The sequence below is a fragment of the Pseudoxanthomonas broegbernensis genome, assembly GCF_014202435.1.
In the GTDB taxonomy this organism is placed as follows: Bacteria; Pseudomonadota; Gammaproteobacteria; order Xanthomonadales; family Xanthomonadaceae; genus Pseudoxanthomonas; species Pseudoxanthomonas broegbernensis.
Genome location: NZ_JACHGU010000002.1, coordinates 598,233 through 610,550, shown reverse-complemented (window position 1 = coordinate 610,550; position 12,318 = coordinate 598,233). Strand labels below are relative to the sequence as shown.

At 71.4% G+C, this 12,318-nt stretch carries 13 protein-coding genes; 7 read left to right on the top strand and 6 right to left on the bottom strand.

Going from position 1 to position 12,318, the window contains the following annotated elements:
* Position 1 precedes the first annotated feature (1 nt).
* The 5 genes from HNR76_RS06365 to HNR76_RS06345 all read right to left on the bottom strand — a co-directional run bounded on the left by HNR76_RS06365 (position 2) and on the right by HNR76_RS06345 (position 4,039).
* The gene (locus HNR76_RS06365) at positions 2-445 is read right to left on the bottom strand and encodes a GNAT family N-acetyltransferase (RefSeq protein ID WP_162310029.1); all 444 of its coding nucleotides are present in this window, start codon (positions 443-445) and stop codon (positions 2-4) included.
* Positions 446-447: 2 nt separating this feature from the next.
* On the bottom strand, positions 448-918 hold the full coding sequence (locus HNR76_RS06360) for a GNAT family N-acetyltransferase (RefSeq protein WP_162310028.1): 471 nt from the start codon (positions 916-918) through the stop codon (positions 448-450).
* Positions 919-928: 10 nt separating this feature from the next.
* On the bottom strand, positions 929-2,134 hold the full coding sequence (locus HNR76_RS06355; protein ID WP_162310027.1) for an argininosuccinate synthase: 1,206 nt from the start codon (positions 2,132-2,134) through the stop codon (positions 929-931).
* A gap of 46 nt (positions 2,135-2,180) precedes the next feature.
* Positions 2,181-3,188, bottom strand: coding sequence for an N-acetylornithine carbamoyltransferase (locus HNR76_RS06350; protein ID WP_162310133.1), 1,008 nt, complete (start codon positions 3,186-3,188; stop codon positions 2,181-2,183).
* Between the two features lie 311 nt (positions 3,189-3,499).
* Positions 3,500-4,039 carry a hypothetical protein gene (locus tag HNR76_RS06345; RefSeq protein WP_162310026.1) on the bottom strand — a complete coding sequence of 180 codons (540 nt, stop codon included), beginning with the start codon at positions 4,037-4,039 and terminating at the stop codon, positions 3,500-3,502.
* Between HNR76_RS06345 and cysS the strand changes: the two genes are divergently transcribed.
* From cysS to HNR76_RS06330, 3 genes are all read left to right on the top strand, one after another.
* Entirely contained in the window at positions 3,927-5,654 is a 1,728-nt protein-coding gene (cysS, locus tag HNR76_RS06340; RefSeq protein ID WP_425501760.1) for a cysteine--tRNA ligase, read from the top strand. The two genes, HNR76_RS06345 and cysS, sit on opposite strands and share 113 nt — an antisense overlap.
* Positions 5,655-5,736: 82 nt before the next feature.
* Positions 5,737-6,174 (top strand): SufE family protein, encoded by a 438-nt coding sequence (locus HNR76_RS06335; protein ID WP_183982152.1) that lies wholly within the window; start codon positions 5,737-5,739, stop codon positions 6,172-6,174.
* Between the two features lie 19 nt (positions 6,175-6,193).
* Entirely contained in the window at positions 6,194-7,417 is a 1,224-nt protein-coding gene (locus HNR76_RS06330; protein ID WP_425501767.1) for an MFS transporter, read from the top strand.
* Positions 7,418-7,528: 111 nt separating this feature from the next.
* Here the strand turns inward: HNR76_RS06330 and dksA are convergent, their stop codons facing one another.
* A complete protein-coding gene (gene dksA / locus HNR76_RS06325) occupies positions 7,529-8,635 on the bottom strand; it encodes an RNA polymerase-binding protein DksA (RefSeq protein ID WP_162310023.1) in 1,107 nt (368 codons plus the stop codon).
* Between the two features lie 122 nt (positions 8,636-8,757).
* On the opposite strand from dksA, the gene yidD reads away from it, so the two are divergent.
* The 4 genes from yidD to HNR76_RS06305 all read left to right on the top strand — a co-directional run bounded on the left by yidD (position 8,758) and on the right by HNR76_RS06305 (position 12,231).
* Positions 8,758-9,021, top strand: a complete 264-nt coding sequence (gene yidD / locus HNR76_RS06320) for a membrane protein insertion efficiency factor YidD (protein ID WP_162310131.1) — start codon at positions 8,758-8,760, stop codon at positions 9,019-9,021.
* A gap of 1 nt (position 9,022) precedes the next feature.
* The gene (locus HNR76_RS06315) at positions 9,023-10,375 is read left to right on the top strand and encodes a dihydroorotase (RefSeq protein ID WP_162310022.1); all 1,353 of its coding nucleotides are present in this window, start codon (positions 9,023-9,025) and stop codon (positions 10,373-10,375) included.
* A 71-nt stretch (positions 10,376-10,446) separates the two neighbouring features.
* Entirely contained in the window at positions 10,447-11,238 is a 792-nt protein-coding gene (locus HNR76_RS06310; protein WP_246429047.1) for a M23 family metallopeptidase, read from the top strand.
* 141 nt (positions 11,239-11,379) lie between these two features.
* The gene (locus tag HNR76_RS06305) at positions 11,380-12,231 is read left to right on the top strand and encodes a DUF72 domain-containing protein (RefSeq protein WP_162310021.1); all 852 of its coding nucleotides are present in this window, start codon (positions 11,380-11,382) and stop codon (positions 12,229-12,231) included.
* Positions 12,232-12,318: the final 87 nt, after the last annotated feature.

The following is a 12,318-nucleotide window of genomic DNA, read 5'->3' as shown; positions in this document are numbered from 1 at the left end:
ATCAGTGGGCCGCCGGGGCGGCCTGGTAGATGTCGGGACGCAGCATTTCCATCAGCGCCTGCGGCCGGGAAAGCGCCGCGAAGCCGTACTGCGCGTACAGCCCATGAGCGTCGCTCGTGGCCAGCATGAAGCGGCGCAGGCCCTGCAACTGCGGATGGGCCATGACCGCATCCATCAGGCGCTTGCCGAAGCCGCGCCCCCGCTGCGATGGCAGCACGAACACGTCGGCCAGGTAGCCGAAGGTCGCGCCATCGGTGGTGACCCGGGCGAACGCCACCTGCCCGACGCCTTCGAGATAGCCGCCGAAGCACAGCGAACCGGCGATCGCCCGCTCCACCGTCGCGCGCGGGATGCCGCGGCTCCAGTAGGCCTCCTGCGAGAGGAAGCGGTGGATCAGGCCCACGTCCAGCTCGCCGCGATCGGTGCTGATGCGCAATGCTTCCATGGCTAGGGCAGGACCTTGGCGAATTCGACGAAGCCGCTATCGCGCTCCCAGCCCTCGGCCGCGTACAGCGCCTGCGCGGGCCGGTTGTCGACCGCGGTGGACAGCACCAGCTTCACCGCGCCACGGCCGCGCGCATCGGCGGCGGCCTTGCGCAGCAGCGCCCGGGCCACCCCGCGGCCGCGCGCCGGCGCGGCGACGAACAGGTCGTTGAGGATCTCGATCCGCGCCGTGCCCACCGAGGTGAACGATGGGTACAACTGGACGAAGCCCAGCGCCGCGCCCTGCCCGTCCACCGCCAGCAGCAGGTGCGAATCGCCGCGCCGCAGCCGTTCGTCCAGGAACGCGCCGGCACGCGCCGGGTCCGACGGCTGCCCGTAGAACACGCGGTAGCCGTCGAACAGCGCGGCCAGCGCCGGCAGGTCGCCCGGGCCGGCGCCGCGCACGTCCACGGCCGCGGTGGCTTCTGCGCTCATGCCCATCGCCTCAGCGGTTGACCTCGGCCCACAGGGTGCTGCTCATGCCGAACAGCTTGATGAAGCCCTCGGCCTCCTCCACGCCCCAGTCGGCCGACTGCGCGTAGGTGGCGCCCTTGGCGTTGAGGATGTGCGGCGAACGGATCGCCACCGCGTCGACGCGGCCGCCGCGGGTCTCCAGCACCACCTCGCCGTTGACCTGCGCCTGCGAGGACGCCAGGAACGCCTCCAGGTCGGCCTTCAGCGGGTCGTGGTAGAAGCCCTCGTACACCAGCTCCACCCACTTGCGTGCCACGTCCGGCTTGAAGCGGTTCTGCTGCTTGCTCAGCACCGCTTCCTCCAGCGCGCGGTGCGCGGCCAGCAGCGCGGTCAGCCCCGGGGCCTCGTACACGATGCGGCCCTTCAGGCCGATCACGGTGTCGCCGGTGTACATGCCGCGGCCGACGCCGTACTGGGCGAACATGGTGTTGAGCCTGGCCAGGATCTTGGCGCCCTCCAGCGGCTTGCCGTCCAGTTCCACCGCCTCGCCGGCGACGAACCTCAGGGTCACCGTCAACGGCTCGGCCGGCCAGGCCGCGCGCGGCGCGCACCAGCCGCGCGCGCCTTCGCCCGGGGCTTCCCACGCGTCGATCTCGCCGCCGGACATGGTCAGGCCCAGCAGGTTCTCGTTGATGGTGTAGCTCTTCTGCTTGGCGCGCACCTCGAACCCGCGCTCCTCCAGGTACTTCTGCTCGTAGGCGCGGGTCTGGGTGTGCTGCTTCTGGATCTCGCGGATCGGCGCGACGATGCGGTAGTCGCCCTGCGACTTCACCGCCAGGTCGAAGCGGACCTGGTCGTTGCCCATGCCGGTGCAGCCATGGGCGATGGCATTGGTGCCCAGCCCGGCCGCGCGCGCCAGCGCCGCGTCCACGATCAGGTAGCGGTCGGACACCAGCAGCGGGTACTGGCCCTGGTAGCCTTCGCCGGCCTGCACGAACGGCTTGACGAAGCCGCTCCACAGCGCCGCGCCGCCATCGATGGTGACGTGGCTGACCACGCCCAGCTCGGCGGCGCGCTGCTCGATGTAGGCGCGCTCCTCGGCGTCCACGCCGCCGGTGTCGGCGAATACCGTATGCACGTTCCAGCCCTGCTCCTTCAGGTAGGGCACGCAGAAGCTGGTGTCCAGGCCGCCGGAGAAGGCCAGGACGATGTCGCGGGAGGTATTGGGGCTGCTCATGTCGGGATTTCCGTGGGGAATGCGGGAGTCGGGTCGGGAAGGCGGCTCAGCGCACCAGCGCGGCCATCACCGCCTTCTGCACGTGCAGGCGGTTCTCGGCCTCGTCGATGGCGATGCAGTTGGGCGAGTCCATCACCGCGTCGGTGGCCTTGACGTTGCGGCGCAGCGGCAGGCAGTGCGAGAACACGCCATTGTTGGTCAGCGCCATCTTGGCTTCGTCGACGATGAAGTGCTTGTAGCGGTCGCGGATCGGCTTCTCCGGCTCCCAGTCGCCGAAGTACGGCAGCGCGCCCCAGCTCTTGGCGTAGACCACGTCGGCGCCGGCGTAGGCGGACGCGATGTCGTGGCTGACCTGGAACGAACCGCCGCTCTCGGCCACGTTGTCCTTCGCCCAGCCGATGTAGCGCTCGTCGAGCACGTACTCGGGCGTGGGGCACAGCAGGGTCACGTCGAGCCCCAGGCGGGTGGCGATGGTCAGCGCGGAGTTGGCCACCGCGGTGTTCAGCGGCCTGGGGTGGTAGGTCCAGGTCAGCACGTACTTCTTGCCGCGCAGGTCGGCGGTGCCGAAGTGCTCCTGCAGGGCCAGCGCGTGGGCCAGTTCCTGGCAGGGATGGGTGATCGTCTCCATGTTGATCACCGGCACGGTCGAATACTTCGCAAACGCCTTGAGCACGTGGTCCTGGCGGTCGTAGCCCCAGTCCTTGAACTTGGGGAAGGCGCGCACGCCGATCAGGTCGACGTAGCGGGCCAGCACCCGCGCCACCTCGGCGATGTGCTCCTCGGTGTCGCCGTCCATCACCGTGCCCAGGTCGAACTCGATCGGCCACGCGTCCTTGCCCGGCTGCAGCACGATGGCGTGGCCGCCGAGCTGGAACGCGCCCAGCTCGAAGCTGGTGCGGGTGCGCATGGACGGGTTGAAGAACACCAGCGCGATCGACCTGCCTTTCAGCTCGCCGCCCAGCTTGTCGCGCTTGAACCGCGCGGCCTGGGCCAGCAGTGCGTCCAGGTCCGGACGGCTCCAGTCCTGGGTGTTGAGGAAGTGCTTGAGCGACATCGATCGTTCCTTGCGGTGGTGGTTGCCCGCGGAGCGGGATTGCATGGCACGTTGTTCCGGGGGTTTCCCTTACGGTTGAAACCGTTGCCGGGCCGGAAACGAAAAAACCCAGCCTCGGGCTGGGTTTTCCGAACGGACAGCACGACGCCCCGGTCACCCAGCGGAAAGGTAGGGTCCCGGTCGGCGCGCGCGCGAGGTCATCCCGGAGGCCATCCGGGCGGCGCTGGCGGCGTGCGGCTGCAGGTCGGTATTCATCGGGGGCATGGTCGCACGCGTCCGGGCACCACGCAAGGCCCGCGGACGGCGCCGACTCAGGGCGCGGATAGCGGCGCGTCGCCCACCCAGGGCGTCACCGACACGCGGATGCGCAGGCGGTTGCCCGGGTCCTCCGCCAGGCGCGAGCGATACTTGGTGCCCTTGTAGACGTAGTCCACGTCGTAGGCGATCGGGCGCTGGAACTGGCGGTCGACCTGGACCAGGCGGCAGCCCTCGCCGCGCGGCGGAACCGCCGCCGTCCCGTCGTCGGCGCCGCGCCGGGGCTCCTCGCGCGCGAACAGGCCCTTGACCGAGTCGACCATGCGCGAGAGTACGCCCGGCGACGCCTCCTCCTCGCCGGCCGGCGGCTGCACCTGGATCACCGGCGTGGAGTCGCAGCGCTCCTCCACGCGGGTGGCGCGCAGGGTCTGGTAGACCGGCTCCACGCCCAGGACCTGGGCGTAGTCGATCTTGACGTTCTCCATGGGCACCACCCGGATCCGTTCGTCCTCCGGAGCGGCCGGCTGCTGCGCCACGGCCGGCCACGTCGCGCAGCAGGCCAGGAGCAGCAGGGGGAATTTCGGCGGACGGAGCATCGGATCCCGGAAAGACAGCACTGGCGGCAAGTGTAGGCGCTGCGCCTTGCAGCCCGCTGAACCGCCCCCCCTCCGCGCGCCCGCGCGCGCGCCGCCTGCCGCTCGATACGGCGCGGCGACGCGCGGACCGCGGACGTCCGGGACGCGCGGCGCGCTAGAATCCACGGTCTTGCCCCCGTCCTCCGTGCCGATGTCCCTGCGCCTGTACAACAGCCTCACGCGCCAGGTCGAAGCCTTCGAGCCGCTCGATCCGGCCTGCCCGACCATGTATCTGTGCGGGCCGACCGTCTACAACTACGTGCACATCGGCAACGCCCGCGGCCCGGTGGTGTTCGGGGTGCTGGCCGCCTTGCTGCGCCGGCGCCATGGGGCGCTGCGGTACGCGCGCAACATCACCGACGTGGACGACAAGATCAACGCCGCGGCGGCCGGACAGGGCGTGCCGATCTCGGCGATCACCGACCGCTTCGCCGCCGCCTACCGCCAGGACATGGCGGCCCTGGGCGTGGACCCGCCGGACATCGAGCCGGAGGCCACCGCGCACATCCCGCAGATCGTGGCGATGATCCAGCGCCTGGTCGAGGCCGGCCACGCCTATGCGGCCGAGGGCCACGTGCTGTTCTCGGTGGCCAGCTTCCCGGGCTACGGCAGGCTCTCGCGCCGCGACCCGGAGGAGATGCTGGCCGGCGCACGGGTGGACGTGGCGCCGTACAAGCGCGACCCGGGCGACTTCGTGCTGTGGAAGCCCTCCACCGGCGACCTGCCCGGCTGGGACTCGCCCTGGGGCCGCGGCCGCCCAGGCTGGCACATCGAATGCTCGGCCATGGCCGCCGCCCACCTGGGCGACACCATCGACATCCATGCCGGCGGCATCGACCTGCAGTTCCCGCACCACGAGAACGAGATCGCGCAGAGCCAGTGCGCCCATGGCGGCGCGCCCTTCGCGCGGGTCTGGCTGCACAACGGCATGCTCAACTTCGGCGGCGCCAAGATGAGCAAGTCGCTGGGCAACATCGAGAAGGTCCACGACCTGGTGCGCGAGCACCCGCCCGAGGCGCTGCGCTACGCCCTGCTCAGCGCCCACTACCGGCAGCCGCTGGACTGGTCGGACGCGCTGATCGAGCAATCGGTGCGCACGCTGGACCGCCTGTACGGGACCCTGCGCGACCTGGCCGGGGTGGACGCCGCGGCCGTCATTCCCGACGCCCTGGAAGCCGCGCTCGACGACGACCTCAACACCCCGCTGGCGCTGGCCGAAGTCGCCCGGATCGCGGGCGAGGCGCGCAAGGCAACCGGCGCCGGCGACCGCGCGCGGCTCAAGGGCGAACTGCTCGGCGCCGGCCTGGCCCTGGGCCTGCTGCAGCAGGCGCCGAAGGAATGGCTCCAGCGCACAGGCTTGCAGCTCCATTTCGCGGATGGTGCGCAAGGCGGCGCCACCCTTGCGGGCAGCGAGTCGAAGCCCATCGAGGAATACGTGGCCGAGCGAATCGCCGAGCGCGCGACGGCCAAGAAGGCGCGCGACTTCGCCCGCGCCGACGCGATCCGCGACCAGTTGGCGGCCGAAGGCATCCTGCTGGAGGACACGCCGCAGGGCGTGCGCTGGAAGCGCGGCTGACCCCCCGCAGGAGCCGGCTTGCCGGCCCCGCCACGGGAACCGGCTGCCCGCGGCCACCCACACCATCCACGAATCGAACGACGTGACCGAAACGATCTTCCCCCTCGAACCCACCGCGGTGCAGGCCCAGGACGCGATCAAGGAGGAGTTCGCCTTCTTCGCCGACTGGTCCGAGCGCTACCAGTACCTGATCGACCTGGGCCGCAAGCTGCCGCCGTTCCCGCAGGAATGGAAGATCGAGGAGCACCGCCTGCACGGCTGCCAGTCGCTGGTGTGGATCGTGCCGCGGGGCAACCGCGAGCGGCTGGACTTCCACGCCGTGAGCGACTCGGCCATCGTCTCCGGACTGATCTACCTGGCCCTGCGCGTCTACTCGGGCCGGCCGGCCGCCGAGATCCTGGCCACCGAGCCGGACTACATCGCCCACATCGGCCTGGCCAGGCACCTGTCGCCCACCCGCAGCAACGGCCTGGCATCGCTGCTGGCCTTCATCCGCGATACCGCGCGCCGCCAGGCCTGACATGGCGGCCACGCCGTCCCTGGCGACCCCGCCGCCGCTGCGCGAGGGCGGCTTCCGCATCGTGCTGGCCTACCGGCTGTGCGCGATCCTGTCCTACCAGATCGTCGCGGTCACGGTGGGCTGGCACGTCTACGAACTGACCCGGGACCCGTTCGCCCTGGGCCTGATCGGCCTGGCCGAGGTGCTGCCCTACATCTGCATGGCGCCGTTCGCCGGCTACCTGGTCGACCACCTGCCCAAGCGCAGGCTGGGGGCGATGGCCTGCGCCGGGCTGTGCGTCACCGCGCTGCTGCTGGCGCTGATCGCCTCCGCCCGCGTCGCGCCGGGAAAGGTCTGGCCGATCTACGCGGCGATCGTGCTCACCGGGCTGGTGCGCACCTTCCTCACCCCGGTGTACACCGCGCTGTTCGCGCAGGTGTTGCGCCGCGAGCAGTTCGCGCGCGGGGCCGGCGTGGGCAGCATCTTCGTCCAGAGCGCGATGGTGGTCGGCCCGGCGCTGGGCGGCGTGCTGGTCGGCTGGGCGGGCAAGACCGCCGCCTATGCGCTCGCCGCGCTGCTGGCGGTGGCGGCCGGGCTGGTGTTGCTGTCGCTGCGCGTGGCCGAGCCCCGGCCGGAGGGGCCGCGCGCGCCGGTGTTCTCCAGCATCGGCGACGGCCTGCGCTTCGTGTTCGGCAACCAGATCATGCTCGGCGCGCAGGCGCTGGACCTGTTCGCGGTGCTGTTCGGCGGCGCGATCTCGCTGGCACCGGCCTTCATCCAGGAAATCCTGCACTACGGCCCGGAAGGCCTGGGCATCCTGCGCGGCGCGCCGGCGCTGGGCGCGGTGATGGTGGGCCTGGTGCTGGCGCGGCGGCCGCCGGGGCGCCATGCCGGGCGCCTGCTGCTGTACGCGGTGGCCGGGTTCGGCCTGTGCATCATCGGCTTCGGCCTGTCGCGGCACTTCTGGCTGTCGGCCCTGTTCCTGATGCTGTCGGGCGTGTGCGACGGCGTCTCGGTGGTGCTGCGCTCCACCATCATGCAACTGGTCACCCCCGACGGCATGCGCGGGCGGGTGGCCTCGATCAACGGCATCTTCATCGGCTCGTCCAACGAGCTGGGCGCGTTCTACGCCGGCTCGATGGCGCGCCTGCTGGGCCTGGTGCCGGCCGTGGTGCTGGGCGGCTGCGTCACCCTCGGCGTGGCCGCCACCACCGCGTGGAAGGCGCCGCGGCTGCGCAGGCTGGACCTGAAGGAACTGCAGTAGCCGGCTGCCGCGGCAGTGGGCGATCCGCCCTTGCGCATCTGCGCGCCCGCAAAGCGAAGAACCCCGCCATGGCGGGGTTCTTCGTGCTGCATGCCGTGGTGGAAGCGGCTTTTACTCGCCCTGCTGCTTCTGCAGGTGTTCCCAGCGTTCCTGCGCGTCGATGGTGCGCTCGGCGGTCAGGCGCGCGTCCAGGCGGTCCAGGCCGATCTCCTCGCCGGTGTCCACGCAGTAGCCGTAGTCGCCGTCCTCCAGCCGCTTGAGCGTGCTGTCGATCTTGCCGATCAGCTTGCGGTAGCGGTCGCGGGTGCGCAGTTCCAGCGAGTTCTCCGTCTCGCGGGTGGCGCGCTCGGCCTCGTCGCCGATGTCGCGCACTTCGTCCTTGAGGTTCTCGATGGTCTGCTTGGATTCCTCGACCAGGTCGGTGCGCCATTGCATCAGCCGCTGGCGGAAGTACTCCTGCTGCAGCGGGTTCATGTATTCCTCGCGGGCCGACGGCTTGTAGCCGGGCGGCAGCAGGGGACGGCCGGTGACCTCGTCGACCTCGTAGTCGGCGGTGGCGCGGCGGACCGGCTGCGGCACCGAGGATTCGAGCTTCTTCGGAACCACGGCGACGGCGACCTTGCCGGGCGTGCGCGGGACGGTCGGTGCCGGCTGGACGGGATGGCGCTTGTTGGGGGATTTCGTTGCGGGCACTGGCTTTGCTTGAGAAGTCGCGACTGCCTTGGCCGGGGTCGTCTTGGCGACGGCCGGCTTGGCGGCGGGGGATTTAGGGGCCGCGGACCGGCTGGTCGGCCTGGCGGAGGAAACAGGAGCCTTGGCGGCGGGCTTGCCGGCAGCGGGCTTGGACGCCGCCCTGGACACCGGAGCGGCGGTCTTCTTGACCGGGGCGGCCTTCTTTGGCACGGGCTTGGCCGGCGCGGCCTTCTTCGCCGCCACCGTCTTGGCCGGGGCCTTGGCCGCCTTCTTCGGCACGGGCTTGGCCGGTGCCTTGACGGCCTTCTTCACGGCCTTGGCAGGTGCCTTGACCGCTTTCTTCACGGCGGACTTGGCGGGCGCCTTGGCCGTCTTCTTCGTCGCCGGCTTGGCGGCCTTTTTCGCCACGGGCTTGGCTACGGGCCTGGCGGTGGTCTTCTTCGCCACGGCCGCGGACTTCTTGTTGGCAGGGGCGAGCTTCTTGGCCGGCTTGGCGGCCTTCTTCACGGGTTTCTTGGCAGCCACGTACGAAGGTTCCTCCGAAGTGTCCCCGTTGCCGGGAGTGTCCCCGTTGTCGGGAAAGCGCGCCTTTATAGCCCACCCCACCCCAGGGGGCAACCTCGCGTGGCCGCGAGTATCATGGCTTGGTGATCGCCCGCTCGCTCATTCTGGCGCTGCGCGCCTACAAGCGCTTCATCAGCCCCCTGCTCGGCCCGCGCTGCCGGTTCGTCCCCAGTTGTTCGGAATACGCGATGCAGGCCATCGCCATGCACGGCGCCGCACGCGGTGGCTGGCTGGCCGTGCGCCGCCTCGCGCGTTGCCATCCGCTGCATCCGGGCGGACACGACCCGGTGCCGTCCGGCCGCGACCGCGTGCCGTCCCCTTCCCGTTCATGCAAAGGCTCCCACTGATATGTCCGGTACCCTCATCGTCAACGCCCGCCTGGTCAACGAAGGCCGCCAATACGAAGGCGACCTGCGCATCGCCGACGGCCGCATCGCGCAGATCGGCGACGGGCTGCAGGCCCGCCCCGGCGAGGAGGTGGTCGACGCCGCCGGCCGCTGGCTGCTGCCGGGCATGATCGACGACCAGGTCCACTTCCGCGAGCCGGGCCTGACCCACAAGGGCGACGTCGCCAGCGAGTCGGCCGCGGCCGTGGCCGGCGGCCTGACCAGCTTCATGGACATGCCCAACACCAACCCGCCCACGCTCGGCGCCGCGGCGCTGGAGGCCAAGTACGCGGCGGCGCGCGGCCGCGCCTGGGCCAACCACGGCTTCTACCTGGGCGCCAGCAACGACAACCTGGAGGCGGTGCGCACCCTGGACCCGAAGACCGCGCCGGGCATCAAGGTGTTCATGGGCGCGTCCACCGGCAACATGCTGGTCGACGACCCGGACACCCTGGACGGGATCTTCCGCGAGGCGCCGACCCCGATCATCACCCACTGCGAGGACACGCCGACCATCGACGCGACGATGGCCGCGTTCAAGGCCAGGTACGGCGAGGACGGCCTGACCCCGGCGATGCACCCGGACATCCGCTCGCGCCAGGCCTGCATCAAGTCCACCGAGCTGGCGCTGTCGCTGGCGCGCAGGCACGGCACCCGCCTGCACGTGCTGCACATCTCCACCGCCGATGAGCTGGCCCTGTTCGAGCGCGGCCCCCTGGTGGACGCGGCCGGCAAGGTGCGCAAGCGCATCACCGCCGAGACCTGCATCCACTTCCTGCGCTTCGACCGCGGCGACTACGCGCGGCTGGGCAACTTCATCAAGTGCAACCCCGCGATCAAGGACGCCTCGGACCGCCAGGCGCTGGTCCAGGCGCTGCTGGACGACGTGATCGACGTGCTGGCCACCGACCACGCCCCGCACACCCTGGAGGAAAAGCAGAGGCCCTACCTGCAGGCGCCCTCCGGCCTGCCGCTGGTGCAGTACGCGCTGCTGGCGGCGATCGAGCTGGTGCACGAGGGCCGCATGGACATCGCCCGGGTGGTGCAGAAGACCGCGCACGCGCCGGCGCAGTTGTTCGACGTGGCCCAGCGCGGCTTCCTGCGCGAGGGCTACTGGGCCGACCTGGCCCTGGTGGACGACGCGCCGTTGACGGTGCGCCGCGAGGACGTGCTGTCCAAATGCGGCTGGTCGCCGTTCGAGGGGACCACCTTCCGCTCGCGGATCGGCGCGACCTGGGTCAACGGCCGCCTGGTGTGGAACGGCCGCGAACTGGTCGGCAGCGCGGACGGGCAGCGGCTGGAATTCGCGCGTTGAACCGCCCCGGCCGTCGCCCCGGCCTTTGCGCGCTCGCCGTTCTTTCCGCCTTCGCCGCGCTTGCATCTCCCCTGCCCGCGCAGGCCCGGGGCGGGCACGACGCATCCGACCTGCGCGTCGTGTTCCCGGCCAGCGTGCCGCAGGGCTCGATGGTCCTGGGCAAGGTCCCGCCGGGCAGCCGCGTGGAATACGCGGGGCGCACGCTGCGCACCACCGGCTACGGCACCGTAGTGTTCGGCGTGGGCCGCGACGCGACGGGACCGGTCCGCGTCGCGGTGACCCGGCCCGACGGCAGCCGCACCTTCGCCGACATCGCGCTGACCCCGCGCGACTGGCCGGTGCAGCGGGTGGAGGGCGTGCCGCCGAGGACGGTGGACCCGCCGCCGGCCGTCGCCGAGCGCATCCGCCGCGAGCAGGCGCAGGTCGCCGCCGCGCGCGCGCGCGACGACGACCGGGCCGACTTCGCCCAGCGCTTCGCCTGGCCGGTGGACGGCCGCATCACCGGCCGCTTCGGCCACCAGCGGGTCTACAACGGCAAGCCCGGCGCGCCGCATTCGGGCATGGACATCGCCGCGCCCACCGGCACCCCGGTGAAGGCGCCTGCGGCCGGCATCGTCACCTTTGCCGCGCCGGACCTGTACCTGACCGGTGGAACGCTGCTGCTGGACCACGGCTTCGGCGTCAGCTCCAACTTCCTGCACCTGTCCAGGATCGACGTGAAGGCCGGCAACCGGGTAGCACAGGGACAGGTGATCGGCGCGGTGGGCGCCACCGGCAGGGCGACGGGGCCGCACCTGCATTGGGGGATGAACTGGTTCGACGTGCGCATCGACCCGTTGCTGGTGCTGGAGCGCCAGCAGTAGGCGGCGACGGTCCATCCTGGCGGCGCATTCCCCGCCACCTCGGCCGACGCCCGTTGCGGCGCGATTCGGAATCCTCCGGCGATAACGCGGCCACGTTCGCCGGACGGCTATGATCGGCGCACGCTGGTGGATGGAACGCACATGCAGGACCTGTTCTCCATGCCGCCGGCCGCATCTTCCGCGAACGCGGCCGGCGCCCGTATCCGCGTCGGCATCGGCGGCTGGACCTATGCGCCCTGGCGCGGCGGCGTGTTCTATCCCGAGAAGCTGGTACAGCGGCGCGAGCTGGAATACGCCAGCGGCCAGTTGACCGCGATCGAGATCAACGGCACCTACTACGGCACGCAGAAGCCGGCCACCTACGCGAAGTGGCGCGACGCGACGCCGCCGGGCTTCGTGTTCGCCGCCAAGGCGCCGCAGCGGATCATGGCCAGCCGCCGGCTGGCCGGCACCGGCACCCAGGTCGAGGACTTCGTCGGCGGCATCGCCGAGCTGGGGGACCGGCTCGGCGCGCTGCTCTGGCAGTTCGACCGCGGCCAGGCGCCCGCGCTGGAGGAGCTGGACGCATTCCTGGCGCTGCTGCCGGGGCGGGCCGGCGGCCGCCCGCTGCGGCATGCGCTGGAACTGCGCGACCACGCCCTGTTCTCGCCGCAACTCCTGGCATTGCTGCGCGCGCGCAACGTGGCCCTGGTGTTCGCCGGCTCGGCCGAGCACCCCTCGTTCGCCGACCTCACCGCCGATTTCGCCTACGCGCGGCTGATGCAATCGCAAGCCGGCCTGGCCCAGGGCTACCCGGCGGCGGACCTGGACGCCTGGGCGTGCCGCGCCCGCGACTGGGCCGGCGGCGGCGATCCGGACGACCTGCCGCACCTGGACGCACCGCAGCCGGGCACCGTGCCGCGCGAGGCATTCGTGTTCTTCATCGCCGGCGCCAAGCAGCGCAACCCGGCCGCGGCGCAGGCGCTGATCGCACGCCTGCGGGTGCCGGCCTAGGTGCTGGACGGACGGCAACGCGGGTGCCCGGCGGGGGTGCCGCCTGGCCCCAGACCGCTCCCGCCCGCATTCCATGCGAGGATGCGG

Excerpts from the sequence above, each read along its gene's own strand:
- HNR76_RS06365 (WP_162310029.1), bottom strand. The coding sequence starts at position 445 with ATGGAAGCATTGCGCATCAGCACCGATCGCGGCGAGCTGGACGTGGGC.
- HNR76_RS06360 (WP_162310028.1), bottom strand. The coding sequence starts at position 918 with ATGAGCGCAGAAGCCACCGCGGCCGTGGACGTGCGCGGCGCCGGCCCG.
- HNR76_RS06355 (WP_162310027.1), bottom strand. The coding sequence starts at position 2,134 with ATGAGCAGCCCCAATACCTCCCGCGACATCGTCCTGGCCTTCTCCGGC.
- HNR76_RS06350 (WP_162310133.1), bottom strand. The coding sequence starts at position 3,188 with ATGTCGCTCAAGCACTTCCTCAACACCCAGGACTGGAGCCGTCCGGAC.
- cysS (WP_425501760.1), top strand. The coding sequence starts at position 3,927 with ATGGGCACCACCCGGATCCGTTCGTCCTCCGGAGCGGCCGGCTGCTGC.
- HNR76_RS06345 (WP_162310026.1), bottom strand. The coding sequence starts at position 4,039 with ATGCTCCGTCCGCCGAAATTCCCCCTGCTGCTCCTGGCCTGCTGCGCG.
- HNR76_RS06315 (WP_162310022.1), top strand. The coding sequence starts at position 9,023 with ATGTCCGGTACCCTCATCGTCAACGCCCGCCTGGTCAACGAAGGCCGC.
- HNR76_RS06305 (WP_162310021.1), top strand. The coding sequence starts at position 11,380 with ATGCAGGACCTGTTCTCCATGCCGCCGGCCGCATCTTCCGCGAACGCG.